Below are 22513 nucleotides of genomic sequence, written 5' to 3'. Positions count from 1 at the left end.
CTGGGCGCGGGGGGGGCGGTGGGGGTGCTGCCCCCCCCCCCCGGGGGAACCCACCCCCCCCCCGCCGCGGGGGGGTTGTTGAAACCCCGCCACCCCCCCCCCCCCCCCGCCCCCCCCCCCCCCGGGGGGGCCGACGCGCTACCCGAACCCGGCCTCCAAGGCGACGTTCCTGCCGGCGAACGCGACAGCCGCAGCAGCACACATGGTTACCGGTGCAACATCAGCCGCATCGGCGGCTACGCGGGCCGCGGCGCCGGGATCACCTCGACTCAGTTCGAGCACTGCGTCTATCTGGGCAGCTTCTTCCCCGGCAATCTGCTCGGTCCCGCGCAGGGCGTGCAGGTGGTCGACGTCGGCGATCCAGCGAACCCGGTGCTCACCGCCACGCTCACCGAACCGGCCATGCTGGCGGGAACCTGGGAAAGCCTCAAGGTCAACGCCGAGCGAAAGTTGCTGGTGGGCACGGGAGTTCCCGCATTCACCGGGGCCGGGCTGATCTCGGTCTACGACATCTCCGACTGCGCGCATCCGCGCCTGCTCAACCCGGGCCCCGGCACCGATCTGAGCCTGCCGGTCCCGATCACGGCACACGAAGGCGGATTCTCTGCCGACGGCCGCACCTATTGGGCCTCGGGCGTCATCCCTGGGATCGTCAGCGCCATCGACCTGACCGATCCGGCCGACCCCCGCGTGATCTGGCAGGGCATGCCGGGCCAGTCCATGCACGGCATGGGCCTGCGCGCCGACGGCAACCGCCTGTATCTCGCCAACAACATGGGCGGGCTGACCATTTTGGACACCTCCGCGGTACAGCGGCGCGATCCCGATCCGCAAGTGCCGATCCTTGCCCAGCTGACCTGGACCGACGGCTGGGCGACCCAGCAGAACGTCCCCGTCACCTATCACGGCGTGCCCTACCTGTTCAGCGCCGACGAGGCCGGATCCGGCGGCGTCAAACTGATCGACATCTCCGACGACGCACATCCGCGCGTGGCGAACACGATCAAGCTGGAGATCAACCTGCCACAGCACCGCGACAGTGCGCTGGCATCCAGCATGGGCGGCTCACTGTTCGCCTACGACGCCCACTACTGCTCCGCCGACCGCCCGGTGAACCCCACCGCGCTCGCATGCGGCTGGATCTCCTCCGGCATCCGGGTGTTCGACGTGCGCGACCCGTTGCGCGTGCGCGAGATCGCCTACTACAACCCACCCGCGCATACCGGTCAGAACAGCGAGCTGTGGAACTCCCCGCATGCGCTCGCATCGATCATCGGAGTTCCGCTGCTCAGCGCGCCCTCGGTGATGCAGGCCGTCGAGTCGGGCGCCTTCGATCCCGAGCAGGCACAAAGCTCGCGCACCGGCGACGTGGCCTTCGGCGACCTCTCCACCGACTGGTGCTTCTCCGCTCCCGAGTGGCGCGGCAATCAGCTGTGGGCCGCCTGTGCCGACAACGGGCTGCTCACCTTGGAGTTGTCCCCCGAGGTGTACACCCCACCCGCCGACCAGCATTCGACGGTCGGCTCATGAGCGAGCTACTCGAGTACCGCATCGCGGAGCGATTCGATGAGGGGCGGTGGCCGAGCGACGGGTGGGCGCGAATCATGTGCCGGCGCGCCGTGCGCATGCCGGAGCCGAGCGTCAGCGAGGCGCGGGCATGAGCCGACGAGTGCTGCTCGGCGCCGCGGTCGCCGCGTCGATCCTGCTCCTGCTGGTGCTCGGCGCGGCCGCACGCCCGCTTGTGTTCTCCGAGACCGCCACTGCCGCACCAATATTGACGTCCACCGAGATCGGCTTCGTACAGGACATGACCGGCCACCATCAGCAGGCGCTGATCCTGGTCGAGCGCCTCGCCCCCGATATCGACCCCACCGTACGGCGGCTGGCCGACCAGATCGCCGATGTCCAGCGCCTGGAGATCGGCACGATGCTCGGCTGGCTCCGGTTGGCCGGGGCGACCCCGACCAACCCGCACCCGATGTCGTGGATGCCCTCCGGTCACCACAGCGCCGCGCCGGCGACCATACCCGGCATGGCTACCCGCGCCGACCTCGACGCCCTCACTCGGGCACACGGCGCCGAGGCCGAAACGCTGTTTCTGCGCCTGATGTATCGCCACCACCAGGGCGGAGTCGCTATGGCCCAGACGTTCGACCAGTTGGCCACCGGCGGCCCGGTCGAACAGGCGGCCCGCGACATGATCAGCACGCAGAGCCAGGAGTCCGGGATCATCGGCCTGCTGATCACCCAGCACGGCGCGACAGCAGCCGGCTGAGTACCCGAGCTCAGGCGGGCGCGACCAGCTCGCGGATCGTGGTGCGCACCTCGCCGACTGCCGGGACCGTGGCGAATTCGACCGACTCGTGCCAGAAGTCCGACAGCCGGGCGGCCGTGCGTCCGGTGGGGCGGCCGTCCAGCGACAACACCGGACCGACCTGCTCGGCCGCGTGTTCGGGCTCGCCGAGCATCAACTGCAGGCGGGCAGAGGAGATCGCGGCCATCGCCGGTGTCACGAATTCCGGTGGCACCGGAGGACGAACATCGCCGAAGGCGATCCGTGCCAGGTCGGGTCGGGTGGCGAAGAGCTGACGGTAACTTTTGCCGAGTAGCCGCCACTGCTGTCCCGGCCCCGGCCAGTCGCGGCGCGGCCCGAGGAGCATGCCAATGGTGGCCGCGGTGAGGCTGCGGTCGGCGGCGCGATCACCAGCCGCGGTCTCGGCGGCTTCGCAACGGCATTCCGCGGCTACGACGATCGCGCGCTGGAACGCGGCCTGCTCGCCGAGAATGCCGTGCGCGTACGCCTCCAGCTCGGCGAGGGCGACCCGCAGCAGGGGCGTCGCCGTGCGGCGCGCCAGATACTGGGCGAGCTGAGCTATCTCCAGTCCCTCCGCCGGCCTGCCGCTATCGAGGAGCTGCCAGGTCGACTCGGTGAGGATCGCGGCGGTCAGCAGCGAGTCTCCCGCGGCGTGGGCCAGCCGCGCGGCGACGACCGAGTACCTGCGCGCGGCGGTGATGTCCTCCACGTCCCAGCTCATGGCGGCGGCGATATCGGCAAGCTCCGCGCCGACACGCAAGGCGCGTCCATACCTGTTCGAGTCCGAAAGCTGCTGCAATCGAGGCAGATTCGCGGCCAGCCATGCCGTGACAACGCGGCGCGGCGTCTGCCCGTCGCCCCATTGCCTGCTACGCGCCCAGGTCGCGAGCTGCTCGGCGGCCGCCAGCTCGGTCACAGCGAAGGTGGGGTGTCGAGCGCGCGTGCGTGCGACGGGCGGCAACAGCAGCGACGACAGTTGGCTGGGCAGATCGTCGAGCTCGCTGACCGACTCGACGGTCAGCCGGACGCGCAGGTGAGCCAGCGGCGTATCCAGCGCCGACTCATAGGCGGCTATGTGCTCGGCACGCACCGCGCGGGCCCCGGTCTCGAGCTGGCCCAGGTACGGCTTGGAATAGTTCGTGCGCGCGGCCATGCCCTGCAGGCTGATCCCCGCAGCCGTTCGTGCGACACGCAGCGCCGAGCCGACCTCGCTCATGGCTCCACCCCGCTAGCGCTCGGCTCCGCCACCAGCGAGGACTCGGCTGAGCCTGCTGTTCGCTCGCTACGCTTATTCATACCTCCACCCCGCTAGCGCTCAGCTCCGCCACCAGCGAGGACTCGGCTGTACCTGCTGTTCGCTCGCTACGCTCACTCATACCTCCACCCCGCTAGCGCTCAGCTCCGCCACCAGCGAAGGCTCGACTGCGCCTACTGCTCGCTCGCTGCGCTCACTCATGCGAGGTCCGCGACAGTGCAGGTCGACTCGTACATCGCTTCGAGAATACGTCGCCGGCATTTTGCAGCGCGGGTGTCTGCAAAGAGTCTGCAAGACCGCGCTGCCCGCCTTGCGCAGCCATTTGTCTCCCTATCGTCCGACATCGTGAGCAACAACTTCGTCTTGTCCGATCGGCGCCCGCGCAACGGCGCCCGGGTTGCGCTGACCATCCTCGCGCTGCTCGTCGCCGCGGCGACCGGGATGACACCGGCGGCCGCGACGCCTCCCTACCAACCCGCCGCTCAGGTCGAAGCCACCTATTACGCGCCAGGCCCCTGGACGGTGGCCGAGCGGACCGGTGTCGACTGCTGCACGTCGACCGGCGACAGCTACGACATCTGGTATCCGGCCGATCTCGGGGCGCACGGCGTCGTCCACTCGATCATCACCTGGGGTAACGGCACTATGGCCCACCCGCGCGAATACGCGTATCTGCTCGCGCACCTCGCGTCGTGGGGATTCGTGGTCATCGCCGCCGACCGGACCGACACCGGCACCGGCATTCAGATGCTCGACGCGGTGCGGTACCTGGCCGGTGAGAACAGCGACCCGAACAGCATCTTCGGGGGCAAGATCGACACCGGCCGGGCCGGCGCGACGGGGCATTCGCAAGGTGGTCTCGGCGCGATCAACGCGCTCGCGCGCGGCGGCGGCGCCGTCAGCACCGCGGTGACTCTCGAGATGCCGTTGTCGGCGGTCTGCGCTTCGCTGCCATCCGTCGAGGGCGAGGGCGCCTGTATCGACCCCGCCGCGGTGACCTCGGGTTCGGTGCTGCTGGTGAACGGTTCGGCCGACGGCATCTCGCCCGCGACCCAGCCGGTCCCGCCGGAGTTGATCGGTGCACAGTCGATGCAGGCGTACTACGACGCGCTGCCCCCCGGACTACCCAAGGCCCGCGCGGCGGTGGTCGGCGCCCAGCACAACGATGTCCAGGGCCAGCCGGACTGCACCAATTTCAGCTGCACCGAGGGCGTCTACCGCTACCTCGGCTACCTGACCGCCTGGTTCATGGACCGATTGCGCGGCGATTGCACCGCCCGCGTCGCGTTCCTCGCCGACACCGGCGAGCTCCTGCACAACCCCCACTGGTCCGATCAAGCCAGCACCATCACCCCCTGACCGAAAGGCTGCATTTTTCATGGAAGACGACATCGAGAAACTACTCGCCAAGCTGGATCTGGACGGCAAGCTGCGACTGATCTCCGGCGCGAGCCTGTTCCGGATGGCCGGTGACCCCTCGATCGGCCTCGCCGAGATGCCGGTCTCCGACGGTCCCTCCGGTGTGCGTGGCGAGAATTGGGACGAGCGCGATCCGTCGGTGAGCCTGCCCTCGGGCACCGCGATCGCCGCGACCTGGAATCCGGCGCTGCTCACCGAGATCGGCGCCCTCATCGCCGCCGAGGCCCGCCGCAAAGACGTCTACGCGGTCCTGGGCCCGACGATGAACCTGCACCGTTCCCCGCTGGGCGGCAGGCATTTCGAGTGCTTCTCCGAAGATCCGCTTCTCACGGCCGAGATGGCCGACGCCTACGTGCGGGCCGTGCAAGCGCACGGGGTCAGCGCGTGCCCGAAGCACTACGTGGCCAACGATTCCGAGACCGATCGCTTCACCGTCGACGTCCGTGTCGACGACCGGGCACTGCGTGAGCTGTACCTCTACCCGTTCGAGCGCACCGTCGAGGCGGGGGCGTGGATGATCATGGACGCCTACAACTCCGTCAACGGCACCACCATGACCGAGAGCCCCTTGCTCAACGAACCACTCAAGGGCACATGGGGATTCGACGGCGTGGTGGTCTCGGACTGGACCGCCGTACGCACCACCGAGAGCGCGGCCGAAGGCACCGACCTGTGCATGCCCGGCCCGCCCTACCTCTGGGGTGAGCCGCTGGCCGTGGCCGTCCGCGCCGGCGAGGTCGCCGAGTCGGCCATCGACGACAAGGTGCGCCGCATCCTGCGGTTCGCCCAGCGCGTCGGCGCGCTGGACGGAACACCCCGGCCCACACCGGTTTTCAGTGACGAGCAAGCACAGGACTTGGTTCGACAGGTCGCCGCGCAAGCAATGGTCTTGGTGCGCAACGACGGTGCTCTGCCACTGGCACCGGACACGACCGTCGCTCTGCTCGGACCGTCGGCGGGCGAACCTCGCTTCCTCGGCGGTGGCAGCGCGACCGTGATCCCCGGCCACACCACCACTCCGGTCGAGGGCCTGACCGGCCGGCTGCCGCTGACTCACACCGCCGGTGTCCACCTGTCCGAGGACCTGATTCCCGCCCCGCCGGCGATCATGACCGATCCCGAGACCGGCGAACCGGGACTGTCCGTGCGGTATCTGACGGGCGACACCGTCCTCGGCACCCAGCACCGCACCACGAGCCGCCTCGTGCTGCTCGGCGAACCGCTGGCCGCACGATCGAACATGGTCGAGATGCGCACTCGGCTGCGTGCCGACATGGCCGGTGACTGGCAGATCGGTTTCGGCGGCGTCGGCCATATCCGGCTCGACCTCGACGGCGAGACCGTGCTGGACGAGAACGTGGCCCTGGATTCCGGCGATCCGGCGGCAGCGCTGCTCAACCCGCCCCAGCGTCACGTGACTCGCACGTTCGCCCTCGGCGACGAGGTCGAGGTACGGCTCGTGACCAGCATCGAGGAGGCGATGCCGGGCCTCGGCATCATTCTCGGCGCGACCCTCGGTATCCGGCGGCCCCAGCGCGATGACGACGAGGAGTTCGCGGCCGCGATCCAACTGGCGCGCGCGGCCGAGGTGGCCGTGGTCGTGGTCGGCACCACCGAGCAGATCGAGAGCGAGGGCGTCGACCGCACCTCCCTGGGGCTGCCCGGCCGTCAGGACGACTTGGTCGCCGCCGTCGCGGCGGTGAACCCGCGCACCGTCGTGGTGGTGAATTCCGGTGCGCCGGTGGAGATGCCGTGGCGCGACGAGGTCGCCGCGGTGCTGCTGGCCTGGTTCCCGGGCCAAGAGTTCGGCGCGGCGCTGGCCGACGTGCTCACCGGCACCGCCGAACCCGGCGGCCGGCTGCCGACCACCTGGCCGAAGACCATGGCCGACGTCCCGGTTCTGAACACCGCACCCGTCGACGGCGTCCTCGACTACACCGAAGGCATCCACATCGGTTACCGCGCGTGGCTGCGGGCAGGCACCGAACCCGCGTACCCCTTCGGCCACGGCCTCGGCTACACGACCTGGTCGACCGACGACCTGGTCGTCGAAGGGCGCACCGTCTCGATCACGGTGACCAACACCGGAGATCGCGAGGGCAAACAGGTCGTCCAGGTGTACCTCTCGCGCCCGGACAGCGCCGTGGATCGACCGGTCCGCTGGCTGGCTGGCTTCACCGCCGTCACCCTGGCGCCAGGCGAATCCCGGACCGTAGCGATCCCCTTGCCCGAGCGCGCCTTCCAGCATTGGGGCCCAGCCGGCTGGGAGACCGAGCCCGGCGAGTTCACCGCCCAGGTGGGCACCTCGGTCGCCGATCTCCCCCACACCGCCTATATCTACACCCCCTTCTGATCGACCATCTCGAACGCAGTTCCCGAACAACGGAGCGTGGCCATGTCCACCAGTACCTCTCAACTCGACATCGACGATGACACCGGTCGGCTCGACGGTGCCTCGCGCACAAGGATTTTCACGGTCCTCGCGGTGATCGTCCTGTTCTCCGAGATCGCCCCGATGCAGTACACGATCGTCGCGGCGGCACTACAGAAGATCGCGCCGAGCTTCCCGGGCGTCGGGGCCAACATCAACTGGGCCATCATCGTGTTCGGATTGGTCGGTGCGGCCGCGTCTCCGTTGATCGGCAAGATGAGTGACGTGTGGGGCAAGAAGCGGATGTTCCTCATCTGCGGTGCGCTATTCGTCATCGGCTGCGTGCTCGACGCGACCACCTCGAACTGGGCCGTCTTCGTGTTCGGTCGCTGCCTGCAGGCCACCGCCATCGCGACCGCGGTGATCGCCTACGGCCTCATCCGAGACCTGATGCCGCGCGACATGGTGCCCCTCGCACTCGGTTTCACGGCCACCGGTTTCGGTGTCGCCTCCATCGCGGGCCCGATCCTGGGCGGCTACCTGGTCGACAACTACAGCTGGCGTGCGATCTTCTGGGTACTCGCTTCGTTCAGCTTGATGCTGCTGCCGATGGTGTGGCTGATCGTGCCCGAATCCAAGCTGCGGGTGTCCGAGCGGATCGACGTCGTCGGCGCCGCGCTGCTGTCCGGTGGCGCCGCGCTCATCCTGATCTACGTCGACAAGGGTCATGACTGGGATTGGGCGAGGCCGACCACGCTGGCCTGGCTGATCGCGGGCATCGCGCTGCTCGTACTATTCGTCGTTGTCGAAAAACGCGTCTCGACACCGGTCATGGACATGAACCTGCTATTCCATCCGCGCGTCGCGTTGGTGCTCGCCGGTGCGCTCTTCGCGTCCCTGCAAATCGGCATCGTTTCCTACGCCATCGCCTACATGGCCCAGACCCCACCCGAGCCGATCGTCGTCACCGGCGTCCAGCAGGGCACGCTGGCCAAGATCCAGGAGATGACGGGTCGGGTGCTGCCGCCCGAGGCCGTGCAGGTCAGCCTCGATCCCGGGTACACCTACGGCAGTGGGTACACCCTGCTCGAGTTCGCCTTCCGGATCGCGCTGCTCGGCTCAGTGATCACGATGATCTTCGGCGCGGTGGCAGCCCTGCTGGCCAAGCGCGTCGGCGCCCGACTGCCGCTGGTTGTCGCCCTGTTCATCTTCGCCGGTGCGGGGATCGCCTTCGCGGTGTTGCCGCTGACCACCACCAATTTCCTGATCGTGAACTCGATCTTCAGCATCGGATTCGGGATGTATTACGCCTGCATGCCGATCCTGCTGGTCGATGCGGTTCCACAGGAACAACAGGGCATCAGTCTCGGCATGCTCGGTGTCATGCAATCCATGGGAGTCGCGATCGGCCTGGCCATCGTCACCGCATTCCTGCACAACAACGGCATGAGCGCCCTGGTGAGCGTCGGCGGGCAAGCCCAACCGACCACACCGCTGCCGGACCTGTTCGGTGATCACGGCTACCAGTTGGGTTTCTGGGTCTGCGCGGCCGCTTCGATGCTCGCCCTCGCGCTCGCCTTGTTAATGAAGCACGGCCGCACCCCGGCCACCGGCGGCATCGCCCACTGACATCGTGGTGCCGGTCGGTCACGGCCGACGACACCACGCAACGAGCTGCGATAAGACGTAGCCGGATTCCGGCTGTGGTCCCGAAGGGAGGTCCGATTGCGCCCGTTGAAGAAGATTTGCACGCTTTTCAGCAGCGCGTCTTCGCGCACGTACACAGGTGGGGGGTGATCGGCGTACGCCTCGGAGTTGCCGACGCGATGGAGTTGCGGCTGACAGGTGTAGTAGCCGTAGCCGGGTGGCAAACCGACTTTCGGAGCTCGAAACCAGCGGCGGTGGGATCCGGCGGATCTGCGCGGTGATCGACTACGCGACGAAGTCCTGCCTGGCTGTCATGTCCCCGACCGCGCGAGGCCGCACTTGGCACCCTTTTATGAGAACAGTTCCGAGTGTTCGGCTATGTACTGCCCAACCGTGGATGGCTGCTGTCCGGTGATCTTCTCGACGTCGGAGGTGTCACACGATCAAGCGAACCTGCGCATGGTCGCCGCGTCACATCGATGAGCACGGTCGGTCGACCCTCAGCGACCGAGTGCGGTGTTCAGCAATGTATTGGCAAACCCCCGAATTGCCAACGGCCTTGTAGTAGTTTGACTGACTACCGTCGCTGGTGCGAGAAAGAGCGGAGTGGTCGATGCCGAACCTGACCGCGGGAGGTGTGCGGTGGCTCGCCACGGCCTTCGCCTCACTGCTTTCAACGACGATCGTGGGCGCGACATCAGCCGGCGGTGATCCGATCGCGGCGGATTGTTCGCCGGTCACCGCGCAGGTCAGCCTGAAATCAGCAGCGATGAACCGGTTCGTTCCCGTGCGGGCGTTGCGGCCGGCGGAGGCCTCGACGCCCCGGCCGACGTTATGCCTGCTCGACGGCGCGGACGGTGCGGAGATCGGGTCGGGGTGGGTCGATCGCACGGACGCGGCAGCATTCTTCGCCGACAAGAACGTGAACGTCGTGTCGGTGTCGGCAGGCCGGACGAGTTATGGCACGGACTGGCAGTGGAACGACCCGGCATTGGATAGCAACAAGTGGGCAACCTATTTGACCAGGGAGCTGCCGCCAGTCATCGATGCGCACGGGCCGTCGAGCGATCGCGACGTTGCGGGCGACCCGATCGTGCTGGCCGATCGCGTCGTCATCGGCGGCGGGTTCGAATCGAACGGGTGCACGCGTCGGCTCGCTGCGGAGTTGAGCGCTGCTGGTGTGCCGGCGCGGATCGTCTTCCGGCCCACGGGGACCCATGCATGGGGATATCGGCAAGATGCACTGCACGATTCGTGGCCCATGTTCGCGGTCGCGATCGGCGCCTGATCGGTTCCGAAGACCGCATGATCACCCAAAAGCGACCATTCACACAGCGAACCCATCGCTCACCGGACACCCCCGTTTCGCTCGTAGCGGGCGACCTCGGGCAGCGTCGACTAATCGCGAATACACCGCCAAATGTGTTGTGGAAGCAATATCTTCCTTTATTTGGGCCACCGTTGCCGATTGTTTGCCGGGAATCGGCGGGGGTACGCGCAGACAGAACGTCCCTATTGTCAGCGCCGATCGATTTCGAGTGGTGATGACCTGCGCAGCCAAGGCAGCTCGAGGAGAGGATTGATTGCGATGACGGTTGGTCTCGACGTTCGATCCGAGCGTGAGCGCATTGCCCGCGCGTGCCGTCCGGGGCAGCCCTTGCCCGAATTTGTCTACAGCAGCGACGAGGACGCGTTGTGGTCGCGTGTTTTCGCGACGCTGTGCGCTATGCACGAGCAGGTCGGTTGCGCGCACTATCGTTCGGCCGCTCGCCGCGTGAAGTTGCCCGCCGGCCGGGTACCGCAATTGAGTGAGGTCTCGCGCACGCTTCGTTCGTTGACCGGCTTCGAGCTTGCGCCGGCTATCGGAAGCCTACCGGGCCGCCTGTTTTACGGCCCTCTTGCCGACGGCGTCCTCCACGCGACCCCGGATGTGCGCCCGGCTACCGAGCAATCGTTCTCGCCTGAGCCCGATGTCATCCACGAACTGGTCGGACATGCGGTAATGCTTGCCGATCCGGAATTCGCGGAACTGTATCGCTGCTTCGGACGAGCCGCCAACGACGCCGCCTCGAACGAGGCCAGGACAGCGATCGCGCGGTTGTTCTGGTTCACCCTGGAGGTCGGCGTGGTCTCCGAAAAGGGTCACCCGCGAGCGTATGGAGCTGCCATCTTGTCCTCGGTCACGGAGATGGAGTCTTTCATGGATGCGGATTTGAGGGAGTTCCGAGTCGAGGACATAGTCGCCAGCGGCATCGACGACAGCATTTGTCAACCTGTCCTCTTCGTCGCCGATTCGGTCAGCCGGATGATGGATGAGGTAAAAGGCTTCCTCGGCACAAGCGTCGGTTCGTGACGGTGCTGTCTCTCGCTATCTGCGTGATTACCTTCGCCGACATCCTCTCCGTCGAGAATTAAGGAATTGCGGTGGTAGACCTGTCGAGTACCAGGCGTCACAATGGCAGCACGACTCCGGACGCGGAATTCTTCGAGTTGTCGGTCGCGCAGTCCGAACTGTGGCTTGCCCAACAATTGCATCCGACAGTTCCGTTTTCCATCTCGCAATACACCGACCTGCACGGTCACCTCGACCTCGGACTGCTCCAGCACTGTCTGCGCCGCGCCGGTCGCGAATTGCAATCGCAGCATGTGCGATTCGCCATCGTCGGTGGACAACCGCGCCAATACCTCGACCACGACCTGGAAACCGGATTCGACTGCATAGACCTGAGCGATCACCCCGACCCGGAACACGCCGCGCAAGTGTGGATGAGCCACGACCATCGCGGCGGCATCGACCTGACCGGCACCGACGTCACAAAGACGGTGATGTTCACCCTCGGCCCCGACCGACACCGCTGGTACGCGCGCAGCCACCACATCGCGGTCGACGGCTTCGGTGCCGCTCAGGTGTTGCAGCGAACGGCCGAATTGCATTCCGCGGCAAGCGAAGGGCGGATCGCGACACCGTGCCGGGCAGTGTCTCTGACCGAGATTGTGGCGGCCGAGCAGCGATATCGGTCCTCGCCGCGGTTCGCAGCCGATCGCGAGTACTGGGGAAAGCATCTCGCCGGCCTGAATCACGTGACACGGCTCAGTGATCGGTACGCTGCACCGTCGGCACGGCCACATAGCGCCCACGCAACTCTCGATGCGGCGGCAATGGCCCGGCTCGATGCCGCAGCCGGCCGGCACGGCACCGGCATGGCCGAGGTGCTGGTCGCGACGGTGACCGGATTCCTAGCGCAAATGACCGGTGATACCGATATCACGGTGTCACTGCCGGTCGCCGCGCGCACCACCGGGGCGCTACGGCGATCGGCCGGGATGGTCTCGAACGTGGTGCCCTTACGCGTGCGGGGCGTGGCCGAGAGCACGGTCGGTGACCTGGTCCAGCAGGTACGCCTGAACATGATCGGCGCGTTGCGCCACCAGCTGTATCGGCACGAAGACTTGCTCCGTGACCACGGCGTGGGTCAGGCCGGTCGCCATGGCTACGGCCCACTGATCAACGTCCTCACTTTGCCCGACAGCATCGGCTTCGGCGCCGTCCGCGGTCGAACGCACCTGCTTTCGGCTGGGCCGGTGGAGGATATGGCGATCAGCTGCTACCGATTCGGTACCGGGCCGCTCACCATCGACTTTCATGCCAATCCTGAGCTGTACACAGCAGACGAGGTGGCTAGGTATCGACAGCAGTTCATGGACTGCCTGTCCCGATTCCTGTGTGCTTCCGGTGCGGAGAAGGTGTTCGCGGCTATCGCCGACAAACGCACAATCGCTGCCCCACGGCAGCGACGCCGCCAGCGGTTGCTGCCGGAGTTGCTCGCGGGCGGAATCGGTGCCGGTGCGCGGATCGCACTGAGCGGCCCGGACCGGTCGGTGTCGTATCGCGAACTCGACGAGTTGACCGCCCAGTGGGCGCGTGAGCTGATCGCGCACGGAGCAGGTCCGGAAGTCGTTGTCGCCGTGGCGTTGACCCGGTCGGTGGAATCGGTCATGGCGTTATGGGCGGTAGCCCGGGCGGGCGCGGTGTTCTTCCCGGTAAATCCCACCGATCCGCCGGCGCGCGTGGCGAAGCTGATCACCGATTCACGCGCGAGGCTGGGAATCACCCTCACCAGGTGGCGCACATCGCTGGCGGCCACGACGGTCGACTGGTTGATGCTCGACAGCGACGAGTTCGCCTGCGCCGCCGCGTCACGGTCGGTCGCTGCGGTGACCGACGCGGATCGGATAGGACCGCTGCGTGCCGCGCACCCCGCCTATCTGATCTACACCTCCGGATCCACCGGAGAGCCCAAGGGCGTGCTGAGCACTCACGAAGGTCTGGCAACACTGGCCGACGACCTGCGCACCCGTAATCGCATCAGCAGCGAATCGGTAGTGCTGCAAGCACATTCACCATATTGCGACGCGTCGATGCTCGAATACCTCTCCGCGTTCGCTCCTGGGGCGAAGCTGGTCGCCTTGGCGCCGGACATCGTGGCCGGCCAACGGCTTTCGCAGGTGATGCAGGACGAGGCGGTCACGCACCTGGTGGTCACACCGGCCATTTTGGCAACGCTCGACCCGAACCGATTGCCGTCGCTGCAGACCGTAACCGTCGGCGGAGACAAATGCCCGCCTGCATTGGCCAGACGCTGGGCCGGTCGGCTACCGATGTTCAACTCCTACGGCCCGACCGAAGCGACCGTCGTGGTGACCCAAACCGAACCGCTCGACCCGAACTCCACGATCACGATCGGCCGGGCACTGCCCGGAGTGCAGACTCTCGTGCTGGATGCCCGGCTGCGCCCAGCTCCGCGCGGCGCCCGCGGCGAACTGTATCTCGCCGGTGACGCGTTGGCGCGAGGGTATCTGGGACGGCCCGGGATCACCGCGCATTGTTTCGTGGCGAATCCGTACGGGCCGACGGGAACCCGGATGTATCGCACGGGTGACATAGTCCGCGAGCAACCCGATGGCACGCTGGAGTACCTCGGCCGAGGCGATGTCCAGATCTCGCTACGTGGGCAGCGCATCGAGCCGTCCGAGGTCGAGCGCGCGCTGGCCGCGGACGCGGCGGTCGATCAGGCCGTGGTGCGGATGTGGACGTCCGAGACACTCGGCGACCGGTTGATCGGTTATGTCGTCCCCGCGGAGGCAGAGAGGGAGCATTTCGACCGCGCCGCCGTATTGGCACGGTTACGGACAGTCTTGCCGGCCGCAATGATTCCGGCGGTGTTGGTACCGCTGCCCGAGATACCGATCAATCCGAGTAGCGGCAAGACCGATCGATCCGCATTGCCGGATCCACAGGCGCTGGCGCGTCCGGCATTTCGCGCACCGACGTCACAAATCGAGCACACGGTGGCAGCGGCGATCGCCGAAGTGACCGGGCAGACGCGTATCGGCTTGGACGACAACTTCTTCGAACTCGGCGGCAACTCGTTGCTGGGCTTCGAACTCTGCCAGCGGTTATCGGAGCGGACCGGCACCACAGTGACGATCTCTTTGCTATTCACCCCAACGGTGCAAACCTTGGCCGCTGCCATCGAATCCACAGCGGTCGGAGCGAACAGCGATGTGCTATTCGGCGGTTCGGCCTTGGAGACGATCCTTCCCTTGCGTAGCAACGGTTCAAGGACGCCGTTGATATGTCTACATTCCGCTGTTCCGCTGTCGTGGTGCTACTCGGGCTTGCTGCAATACGTCACCGACCGGCCCGTCTACGGGCTGCAGTCCCCAGCCATCTCCGGACAATCGAGGCGATACCGCACCGTCGAGGAACTCGCCGAGATATATCTGCACGAACTCACTCGCGTGCAACCGGAGGGGCCGTACCACCTGCTGGGCTGGTCCCTGGGCGGGCAACTCGCGCACGCGCTCGCCGTTGAGCTGCGCGCCCGAGGGCACGACGTGGATTTGCTCGTCATGCTCGACAGCGTGGCATTCGCCGACGGTGCCTCCCAGCCGCAGCCGCCCACCGTACGCGATCTGGTCACCCACCTACAGGGCAATGAGGCAGCCACTCCGGACACCCGGCCACTCACCCTCGACGAAGCCGTCGACCTGCTCACCGACAGCACCGGGCCTGGTCGTGGATTGACCCGCCAGCAGCTCGAACGCCTGCATCAGGGATATGTCGACTGCGTTGCCATGTCCACGTGCTACCGGCCGACATCCTACGACGGCGATCTGCTGTACTTCTCGGCGCGCGAAGGCATCACCGGCGAACTGACCGGCGATATATGGCGACCTTATTGTTCCGGACAGATCACGCAACACTCCGTCGACCTAACTCACGCCCAAATGACCAACCCCGAGGCGCTCGCGGTCATCGGGCCGATCCTGGAGGCCGAATTGAATCGGCGGCAAGGGGAAGGGAAGGACATGTGAGCAAGCATTCCGCTGCCATCGTGGCAGCCACGGTGTCGGTTGCTTCATCGATCCTGCTGACCGCACGTCGGCCGAGAGTATTCGGTCTACCGCGGTCAGTGCTGGCCGCCATCGCGGCAATCGCCTTGGCAGTTGCCGCCAACGAGTGCGTCGGCAAACCGGTTATGTTTCTGCGATGGTCGTATGTGCGGTTTCTGTTCGGCCTACGGCACATGGGTGCCACCTGGCAGGTCGGTGACGGCCGCGAACAAGCGTTGGCCGACTATGTATGCGCGCATGCGCACCGAAACGACATCGACGACGTCATCAGGGCGATCGACGAGTTCTGTTACACCAAGAGTTACCTCATCAACATCGGTGACGAGAAGGGAAAGATCCTCGACCGCGCTGTCGCCGCTGCGCATCCGCACCGCCTGCTGGAGCTCGGAACCTACTGCGGCTACAGCGCATTGCGCATCGCGCGGGTCATGCCCGCCGATGCCGTTTTGTACTCGATCGAATTCAATCCGGCGAATGCCGCCGTTGCCCGACGGATCTGGGACCACGCGGGCATCGGCGAGCGCATCGTCGTGCTCGTCGGCACGTTGGGCGACGGCGGAAAGACCCTCACCGCACTGGGCGACAAACACGAGTTCGCGCCCGACACACTCGATTTCGTCTTCCTCGACCACGAGAAGGACGAATATCTTCCCGATCTCCGCCGGATCCTCGACCAAGCCTGGCTGCACCCCGGTTCGGTCGTCGTGGCAGACAACGTCAAATACCCCGGCGTCCCTGGGTATCGAGCATTCATGCGCCGCCATGAGGGCGCCCAGTGGCAAACCCGAGAACATCGGACGCACGCCGAATACCAGAAGGTCATCAAAGACCTCGTGCTCGAATCGACCTATCTCGGCTGATCCAACGAGGCAGGTACCCACGAACCGGTCCGCCCGACGATCGCGTTTCCTGCCGGATGGCCGATCCAGCGCTGTCAGCGGTGACATCCCCTCGGCGCTCGCTATCCGTGCGATCCGCCCACCGCGACCGGAGTCCCATCGGTCCCCCGCACCTCCACCTGCCCCAGGATCCCGAACTGCACGGCCGCCAGTATGCATCCGAAGAACTCTGCGCGTGGGCGCAATTTCCCTGCGTCCACCGACAACCGGGGTACCCGCGCCGCTCCTACCGTGACTGGTGTTGCCAAGCAAGTGCGGCAAGCGTCGAGCACCGCAGCCGTCCAGAAAGTGAGGAGTGTCGAATGCGCAGGGTAGTCATGGGCCACAACGACTCCGGCGAAACGCAGGTCCTGTCCGACACGGACATCGACCCGATCACCATCGCCCTGCTGCCCGGCGCGACGGTGCACCGCATGTGGGAGTTGGACAAGGCTCCGGTGCTGCCGGTGACCACAACGCAGGCCGCGCCAACGGGCACGTATTTTCCCGGCCCTGGTGGGCTGCGGTTCGGCTGTATCAGCATCCCACCGGGGCTGTCCTATGAGCCGCCCGCGGATGTGTCCGCCTCGGACATGGAAGCGGTCATCGCCGAAGCGGACGCGAAGCTGCCGGGAATGATGGCCACCTTCGATGCGACGCGACCGGGAATGCACACCACCCCTACTGTCGATTTCGTGGTCGTGTTGTCCGGCGAGGGCCGGTTGCGAACGGACAATGGGATCGACGTGGCGCTGCGCGCTGGTGACTGCGTAATCCAGAACGGCTCCGCACATGGCTGGTTCAACGACGGCACGGAACCGTTCGTCTTCTGGTACACCCTGTGTGGCACCGACTGACCGCCGATCATCCACCTGTCCCACCACGGCATGCCACCGCGACGGGCAGCTGCTCCGGCCGACCGTCGGCGCTCCCGCGTCTGTCCGGAACGTGACTCGACGCGGCACTAGAGGTTTCGCGGCTCGACTGGTCGATGCCATGTGCGGCACGTGCACTTGGGTCGGTGTTGCCGAACAATTCGCGACGCACCGGCATTTGGGGGCGATGCCCGATCGGGCGCACAGGGTGGAGAAAATCGTGCTCACCGCTGGCGGGGATCAGCCCTCTCGAGTTCTCGATAGGCTACGGAGGCAATGAGCCGAAAAGCGAAAGGTAGCAATATGATCCGGAAGGTTCTGCTGGCGGTGACGGCCGGTGTTCTGATCAGCACACCCGCGACGGCATCGGCCGAGGTGACCGCCATCGAGCAGCCGGCTACCGCACAGGAAGTAGCGATCAGCACCGGATCGGGTGTTGCCGACACCGTCATCAATGGGCTGATCGCGCTTATCTTCGGGCCGAACGATCCCTCGACCTGCAAGTTCCCCTACTGCTTCTGAGTTTGCGCCAGCCTTTGGCAATTGACTGAAAACGGGTACCGGGCGCACTGCCCGGTACCCGTTTTTATTCATCGGTTCAGCTGAAACGCGCCGCGAGGATCGGCACGTCGGCACCGCGCGCCTCGCCCGCGATGCACGACCCAGCCATGGCCAGAGCGTTGCCGATCGGCCCCTGCTCGACCACCAGATGGCCACCCGCCCCGGGTCCATCGATGATGGTCACGGTGTTGGACATCGACCCGCCGACGCCACCGCCCACATGCCACGGCCCGCTGATCCGGCTGACCGCACCGTTGGACCAGTTGAGCTTGCCGTCGATCTGACCGTCGACATCGGCGCAGCTACCGCTTCCGTTGAAGGTGCCGCTCACGGTTGCTCCGGCCGCGGGCGTACCCGTGCAGCCGGTGAGGTTGCCCTCCCAGGTGGCCGTGGCGGGCGCGACCGTTATCCCGAGTGGGCTTGTGCTGTAACTGAATTGGCCGCCGGAGCAGCCTCCCGCAATGGGATCGGCGGCAGCCTGTTGAGCCCCGACGAATGCGGCGGCGAGTGCGGCGACGGCGATCGCCGCTGTCGCGATCTTCCGGAAAATTGCCATGACGAATACCTTCTCCTTTGGATCGAACTTGATCTGATGGAGCAGCTGACGACAAGCAAACGCGAAGATCGTAAACGCCGCGCGCGGCGCAGGCTAATCAGCCCACACCCGTTCCTCGGGAAATGCTCGTCGAGCATAGGTATTCGCCGGGTTGACCGTGATCACATCGCAGGCCCGCACGAGTTCTTCCGGTCGATCGTCCAAATGCGCGAGATTCGGCATGATCACCGCTTCCGCATCCGTCTTGCGGATTACCTCGTGCAGTGCCGCGAGAATATCCCTGCCCGCGCCGGCGCGCTGCACGATTTCGGCGAGGTCGTATCCATATCGCGTTGCCAATTTACGGATCTGGGCAATCTCGAAGTCCATGGCATCTCCCGACACGTCCGGACGGAGGAATCCGATCGCGGTCGGCGTCGGCCTCATCGACTTGCCTCGTTCCGTCGTGGACCAGATCTTCTAATGCTCGATCCGTACAGGTCGGGAGCAGCTACCGTCGTGGCGCCCCGCCACCGCACACTTTTCGCAGCAAATACAACGCAACCGTAGCAATTTACCGCGCCGAATACAACAGGTGTGTATGTCCTCGACACCGAAAGCCGTGCGCTCGAACCGATTCCACGTACGTTACAAGATCTGCCAGTCGTCGCGACCATGCCGACCGATCTGGTCGGCTCCGACCTATGTGCCGTCGCAGACCTTCGTCTTCGAGGCACGGCGTTTCATGCGGTGCGTCGCTATGCGAGGTGCGCGGACCGTGTGCGAGACCCGAGGATGTCAGCGCCCGGCGACCTTGGCGAGGTGTTCCGGATAACGCGCACCAGCGAATGCGGTGGCGGGAGCGGCGGCATCGATGCGCGCGAGATCGTCTGCGGTCAGCGTGATCTCGGCGGCGGCCACATTCTCTTCGAGGTAGGTGCGGCGCTTGGTGCCCGGAATCGGAACCACATCGTCGCCGCGACTCTGCACCCACACGAGCGCCAATTGTCCTGCGGTAATGCCCTTTTCGGCGGCCAACTCACGCAGCGCCGCGACGATGGCGAGGTTGTTGTCCAGGTTGTCCTCGGCGAATCGCGGTAGGCGGCGGCGCATATCGTCGGCGGGCAGATCGGCGGTGGAAGTGATGGCGCCGGTCAGAAAGCCGCGGCCGAGCGGTGAGAAGGGCACGATGCCGATGCCGAGCTCACGGCAGGTCGGCAGCACTTCGGCCTCGATATCCCTCGTCCACAGCGACCATTCGCTCTGCAGGGCAGTCACCGGATGGACCGCGTGCGCACGGCGGATGGTCTCCGCCGAGGCCTCCGAAATGCCTAGGTGGCGCACCTTGCCCGCCTGCACCAGCTCCGACAGCGCGCCCCAGGTCTCCTCGACCGGGACATTCGGATCAACGCGGTGCTGGTAGTAGAGGTCGATGTGGTCGACACCGAGCCGGGCCAGCGAGGCGTCACAGCTCTGCTTGACATACGCGGCGTCGCCACGGGCGCCCATGCTGCCGTCCTCACCCCATACGATGCCGAATTTGGTCGCGAGCACCACCCGGTCGCGGCGGTCGGCGATGGCCTTGCCGAGCAGTCGCTCATTCGTCTCCGGGCCGTAGACATTCGCGGTGTCCAGCAGCGTCACGCCCAGATCCAGCGCCCGGTGGATGGTGGCAATGGATTCGTCGTCGTTATCGCGCACGCCGTAGGCCTGGCTCATGCCCATGCAGCCCAGCCCCTGTGCGCCAACGGTCAACTGGCCGAGCTTCCTGGTCGGAATCATGCGAGGCTCTCCTCCTTGGTCGACGGTTTTCCCCATCGACGCTACGACTTGGAGCGCGCTCCAAGTCAAGGGCAAGGAGGTTCAGTTCGCGAATGCGCCCATGACGACGGGTGCGACGAACTGTTCCAGCATTGCCCGTTCATCGACCTCGTCGCGACCGGGCGCGGTCAGCAGCGACATGATGATACGAGCCAACCAGCGGGCCAGCCGGGAGCGCTCCGGATCGGCCGTCGGCGGCAGCAGCCCGGCGGCAATGGCCTCGATGACCTCGGAGGATTGTCCGATTTCATTGGCGATGCCCGCATCACCCGCAGTGAACCACGCGATCAGTGTCGGGTCGGCGCGGACCTCGCGCAGCGATGCGAGCATGACCGCGACGATGCGCTCGCGCGGATCAGTGATCTCACGGGTCCGCTCGGCGACCGTGGCGCCGACGCGACGAGCTTCGCGGTGCACGAACGCGATTCGCAGCGCTTGGCGGTTCGGAAAATAGCGATACAGGGTGGCACGGGAGCAGCCCGCCGCCTTCGCGACATCGCCCATGCCGGTGTTCGTAACGCCGCGCTCGACGAACAGCTGCGCGGCGGCATCCAGGATCTGCTCGGCCGCGATATCGGCGCGCCTGGGGCGCAACCAATCTCCCGCCCCACTCGGTGCCGCCGTCATCGCGACGCCTGGAACGGCACGCGGTCCGGCCAGCGCACGTAACTGCCCGGGGCATAACGCACACGGTCGATCTCGACGACGAAATCCGGACAGCGCGAAAGCAATTCCTCCAGCGTGACGCGTGCGACCATGCGCGCGGCGGCCGCGCCGAGACAATGATGGTTGCCGTGGCTGAAGGTCAAGATCTGCTTGGGCCGACGCAGCACATCGAGTTCGCTTGCCTCGGCACCGAATTCGCGCTCGTCCCGATTGGCCGAGGCATACAGCAGCAGCACGCGACGCCCCGCCGGAATAGTGGTGTCGTGAATCTCGACATCGCGCATCATGGTTCGCGCCAATCCCTGCACCGGAGACGTGAGCCGCAAGAACTCCTCGACCGCATCCGGGATGAGTGCCGGTTCCTCGATCAGCAGCCGACGCTGATCCGGGCGCTCGGTCAGCAATTGCACCGCACCACCGAGATTGCCGGTGGTGGTGTCGTTTCCGCCGGTGATCATGGTGAAGGCGAAGCCGAGAATCGAGATGATGCCCGCATAGTCGCCGTCCGCACCGAGTCCGGAAGCCACCAGATGCGAGATCGTATCGTCGGCGGGTTCGGCGCGACGGCGTTCGATCAGATGGGTGAAGTACTGCATCAATTCCCCGATTGCCGCTTGGGCATCGAGCGGACTACCGCCCGCGGAGGCGGTCATGATGTGATCGGTCCACTCGTCGAATTTCGGTCGATCCGGTTCCGGCACACCGAGATAATGCGCGACCACCATACTCGGCAGCGGCTTGAATAGTTCAACGACGATATCGCCCTCGCCTGCCGCGCGCAGCCGCTCCAGCCGCTCGATGACGAAAGCGCGTACCTGCGGTTCGACCGAGCGCACCTGCCGTGGCGTAAAGCCCTTCATGACCTGTTTGCGGAAGGTGGTGTGATCCGGCGGATCGGTGAAGACGAACGGACGCGGTTCAGGCAACCCGATCTCGCCGAGGTCGCGGTAGTCGACGGTCAGACCGCCCGCCGAGGAGAAGGTCGCGACATCCCGCGCCGCCGCATACACATCCGCATAGCGGGACAGGACGTAGTAGTCGCTCGCCGGATCATCCTCGGGCACAACGTGATGCACCGGGTCATGGGCGCGCAGTTCGGCATACATCTGCCACGGGTCGCGCCAGGTCTGCGCGGATCTCAATTCGAAATGCGGACGGTGAGACAACTCTGTCGTCATGGCACGAGCGTAAGACAGAATCGCAATTCTGTCTAGAACGTGTTACATCTGGTGTCAGCGGGAGTCCTGGGCCACCTCGAACCGGCTGCGATACACGCGTTTCGCCTCATCGATCACCTTTTCGTCGATCGCCGCCACCGGGGTGATATCAGTGACCACCGGCTCATGATCCGGCCCCCGCCCGACCTCGCGACCGCACAGTATCCACGCGAATCGCCCCCGCTCGGAACCGAGTTCAGCGTATTTGCACAGTCGGCGCGCTATCCAGTCCTCGGCTGGGCGGGTCCACCACGGCTCGGGAGCCAGCGTTGTCACCGACAGTCCAGGCAGTTCCACGCCCGACTCGTAGTCGAGGCTGGGTCCGTCATCGGTATCGGGGCCGTCGGAATAGCGCAAGTACACCGGCCGCTCGGTCACCAGGTCGACGAGATCGGCCAGGGCGCGGATAGTCGGCAACTCTGTCATGGGTCGCCCCTTCGCGCTAGTAACTACCGGTAGAGGTTGAGCTGGGATTCATTGCGCTGCATCTCCTTCTCGGGAGTGTTCGGATTCTGGTTCTGGTCCAGGAGCTACCGA

The 22513-nt window shown here is 65.9% G+C and carries 18 protein-coding genes and 1 pseudogene; 12 read left to right on the top strand and 7 right to left on the bottom strand.

The annotated features are described in order from the left end of the window. Window positions 1-132 precede the first annotated feature (132 nt). From ACIBG0_RS10455 to ACIBG0_RS10445, 3 genes and pseudogenes are all read left to right on the top strand, one after another. Window positions 133-1530, top strand: a pseudogene (locus ACIBG0_RS10455) (LVIVD repeat-containing protein); the annotation flags it as partial. Next, complete coding sequence (locus tag ACIBG0_RS10450; protein ID WP_397031296.1) at window positions 1527-1661, top strand: hypothetical protein; 135 nt, start codon at window positions 1527-1529, stop codon at window positions 1659-1661. The pseudogene ACIBG0_RS10455 and the gene ACIBG0_RS10450, both read left to right, overlap by 4 nt. Continuing rightward, entirely contained in the window at window positions 1658-2275 is a 618-nt protein-coding gene (locus tag ACIBG0_RS10445; RefSeq protein ID WP_397031295.1) for a DUF305 domain-containing protein, read from the top strand. The genes ACIBG0_RS10450 and ACIBG0_RS10445 overlap by 4 nt, the downstream gene beginning before the upstream one ends. Window positions 2276-2285: 10 nt before the next feature. Here ACIBG0_RS10445 and ACIBG0_RS10440 read toward each other — a convergent pair whose 3' ends face one another. Further along, on the bottom strand, window positions 2286-3530 hold the full coding sequence (locus ACIBG0_RS10440) for a helix-turn-helix domain-containing protein (protein ID WP_397031293.1): 1245 nt from the start codon (window positions 3528-3530) through the stop codon (window positions 2286-2288). Between the two features lie 384 nt (window positions 3531-3914). Between ACIBG0_RS10440 and ACIBG0_RS10435 the strand changes: the two genes are divergently transcribed. The 9 genes from ACIBG0_RS10435 (at window position 3915) to ACIBG0_RS10395 (ending at window position 17698) form a co-directional block, all read left to right on the top strand. After that, a complete protein-coding gene (locus tag ACIBG0_RS10435; protein ID WP_397031291.1) occupies window positions 3915-4928 on the top strand; it encodes a hypothetical protein in 1014 nt (337 codons plus the stop codon). A gap of 19 nt (window positions 4929-4947) precedes the next feature. After that, complete coding sequence (locus tag ACIBG0_RS10430; RefSeq protein WP_397031289.1) at window positions 4948-7341, top strand: beta-glucosidase; 2394 nt, start codon at window positions 4948-4950, stop codon at window positions 7339-7341. 42 nt (window positions 7342-7383) lie between these two features. Then, on the top strand, window positions 7384-8988 hold the full coding sequence (locus tag ACIBG0_RS10425; RefSeq protein WP_397031286.1) for an MFS transporter: 1605 nt from the start codon (window positions 7384-7386) through the stop codon (window positions 8986-8988). A gap of 631 nt (window positions 8989-9619) precedes the next feature. Continuing rightward, on the top strand, window positions 9620-10294 hold the full coding sequence (locus ACIBG0_RS10420) for an alpha/beta hydrolase (protein ID WP_397031284.1): 675 nt from the start codon (window positions 9620-9622) through the stop codon (window positions 10292-10294). A gap of 132 nt (window positions 10295-10426) precedes the next feature. After that, window positions 10427-11359 carry an amino acid hydroxylase gene (locus ACIBG0_RS10415; protein WP_397031282.1) on the top strand — a complete coding sequence of 311 codons (933 nt, stop codon included), beginning with the start codon at window positions 10427-10429 and terminating at the stop codon, window positions 11357-11359. Window positions 11360-11430: 71 nt separating this feature from the next. Continuing rightward, the gene (locus tag ACIBG0_RS10410) at window positions 11431-15384 is read left to right on the top strand and encodes an amino acid adenylation domain-containing protein (RefSeq protein WP_397031280.1); all 3954 of its coding nucleotides are present in this window, start codon (window positions 11431-11433) and stop codon (window positions 15382-15384) included. Window positions 15385-15548: 164 nt separating this feature from the next. Next, entirely contained in the window at window positions 15549-16283 is a 735-nt protein-coding gene (locus tag ACIBG0_RS10405; protein ID WP_397031969.1) for an O-methyltransferase, read from the top strand. A 341-nt stretch (window positions 16284-16624) separates the two neighbouring features. Further along, entirely contained in the window at window positions 16625-17158 is a 534-nt protein-coding gene (locus tag ACIBG0_RS10400) for a cupin domain-containing protein (protein WP_397031278.1), read from the top strand. A gap of 321 nt (window positions 17159-17479) precedes the next feature. Further along, window positions 17480-17698 carry a hypothetical protein gene (locus tag ACIBG0_RS10395; protein WP_397031276.1) on the top strand — a complete coding sequence of 73 codons (219 nt, stop codon included), beginning with the start codon at window positions 17480-17482 and terminating at the stop codon, window positions 17696-17698. Window positions 17699-17774: 76 nt separating this feature from the next. Here the strand turns inward: ACIBG0_RS10395 and ACIBG0_RS10390 are convergent, their stop codons facing one another. The 6 genes from ACIBG0_RS10390 to ACIBG0_RS10365 all read right to left on the bottom strand — a co-directional run bounded on the left by ACIBG0_RS10390 (window position 17775) and on the right by ACIBG0_RS10365 (window position 22402). Beyond that, window positions 17775-18293: a hypothetical protein gene (locus tag ACIBG0_RS10390; RefSeq protein ID WP_397031274.1), complete on the bottom strand. Its 519-nt coding sequence runs from the start codon at window positions 18291-18293 to the stop codon at window positions 17775-17777. 93 nt (window positions 18294-18386) lie between these two features. Further along, window positions 18387-18719 carry a hypothetical protein gene (locus ACIBG0_RS10385; protein WP_397031272.1) on the bottom strand — a complete coding sequence of 111 codons (333 nt, stop codon included), beginning with the start codon at window positions 18717-18719 and terminating at the stop codon, window positions 18387-18389. 351 nt (window positions 18720-19070) lie between these two features. Further along, window positions 19071-20054, bottom strand: coding sequence for an aldo/keto reductase (locus ACIBG0_RS10380; protein WP_397031269.1), 984 nt, complete (start codon window positions 20052-20054; stop codon window positions 19071-19073). 81 nt (window positions 20055-20135) lie between these two features. Then, the gene (locus ACIBG0_RS10375) at window positions 20136-20720 is read right to left on the bottom strand and encodes a TetR/AcrR family transcriptional regulator (RefSeq protein WP_397031267.1); all 585 of its coding nucleotides are present in this window, start codon (window positions 20718-20720) and stop codon (window positions 20136-20138) included. Beyond that, window positions 20717-21937 (bottom strand): cytochrome P450, encoded by a 1221-nt coding sequence (locus tag ACIBG0_RS10370; protein WP_397031265.1) that lies wholly within the window; start codon window positions 21935-21937, stop codon window positions 20717-20719. The genes ACIBG0_RS10375 and ACIBG0_RS10370 overlap by 4 nt, the downstream gene beginning before the upstream one ends. Before the next feature lie 54 nt (window positions 21938-21991). Beyond that, window positions 21992-22402 (bottom strand): DUF6098 family protein, encoded by a 411-nt coding sequence (locus ACIBG0_RS10365; RefSeq protein ID WP_397031263.1) that lies wholly within the window; start codon window positions 22400-22402, stop codon window positions 21992-21994. Between the last annotated feature and the right edge of the window lie 111 nt (window positions 22403-22513).

It is taken from the genome of Nocardia sp. NPDC050630 (genome assembly GCF_044457245.1).
Taxonomy (GTDB): Bacteria; Actinomycetota; Actinomycetes; order Mycobacteriales; family Mycobacteriaceae; genus Nocardia.
The sequence above is the reverse complement of the archived record's forward strand: the minus strand, read 5'-3'. Positions and strand labels throughout refer to the sequence as shown.

Coding starts and splice junctions, on each gene's coding strand:
- ACIBG0_RS10450 (WP_397031296.1), top strand. CDS start 1,527: ATGAGCGAGCTACTCGAGTACCGCATCGCGGAGCGATTCGATGAGGGG.
- ACIBG0_RS10445 (WP_397031295.1), top strand. CDS start 1,658: ATGAGCCGACGAGTGCTGCTCGGCGCCGCGGTCGCCGCGTCGATCCTG.
- ACIBG0_RS10440 (WP_397031293.1), bottom strand. CDS start 3,530: ATGAGCGAGGTCGGCTCGGCGCTGCGTGTCGCACGAACGGCTGCGGGG.
- ACIBG0_RS10430 (WP_397031289.1), top strand. CDS start 4,948: ATGGAAGACGACATCGAGAAACTACTCGCCAAGCTGGATCTGGACGGC.
- ACIBG0_RS10425 (WP_397031286.1), top strand. CDS start 7,384: ATGTCCACCAGTACCTCTCAACTCGACATCGACGATGACACCGGTCGG.
- ACIBG0_RS10420 (WP_397031284.1), top strand. CDS start 9,620: ATGCCGAACCTGACCGCGGGAGGTGTGCGGTGGCTCGCCACGGCCTTC.
- ACIBG0_RS10415 (WP_397031282.1), top strand. CDS start 10,427: ATGTGTTGTGGAAGCAATATCTTCCTTTATTTGGGCCACCGTTGCCGA.
- ACIBG0_RS10405 (WP_397031969.1), top strand. CDS start 15,549: ATGTTTCTGCGATGGTCGTATGTGCGGTTTCTGTTCGGCCTACGGCAC.
- ACIBG0_RS10400 (WP_397031278.1), top strand. CDS start 16,625: ATGCGCAGGGTAGTCATGGGCCACAACGACTCCGGCGAAACGCAGGTC.
- ACIBG0_RS10395 (WP_397031276.1), top strand. CDS start 17,480: ATGATCCGGAAGGTTCTGCTGGCGGTGACGGCCGGTGTTCTGATCAGC.
- ACIBG0_RS10390 (WP_397031274.1), bottom strand. CDS start 18,293: ATGGCAATTTTCCGGAAGATCGCGACAGCGGCGATCGCCGTCGCCGCA.
- ACIBG0_RS10385 (WP_397031272.1), bottom strand. CDS start 18,719: ATGAGGCCGACGCCGACCGCGATCGGATTCCTCCGTCCGGACGTGTCG.
- ACIBG0_RS10380 (WP_397031269.1), bottom strand. CDS start 20,054: ATGATTCCGACCAGGAAGCTCGGCCAGTTGACCGTTGGCGCACAGGGG.
- ACIBG0_RS10375 (WP_397031267.1), bottom strand. CDS start 20,720: ATGACGGCGGCACCGAGTGGGGCGGGAGATTGGTTGCGCCCCAGGCGC.
- ACIBG0_RS10370 (WP_397031265.1), bottom strand. CDS start 21,937: ATGACGACAGAGTTGTCTCACCGTCCGCATTTCGAATTGAGATCCGCG.
- ACIBG0_RS10365 (WP_397031263.1), bottom strand. CDS start 22,402: ATGACAGAGTTGCCGACTATCCGCGCCCTGGCCGATCTCGTCGACCTG.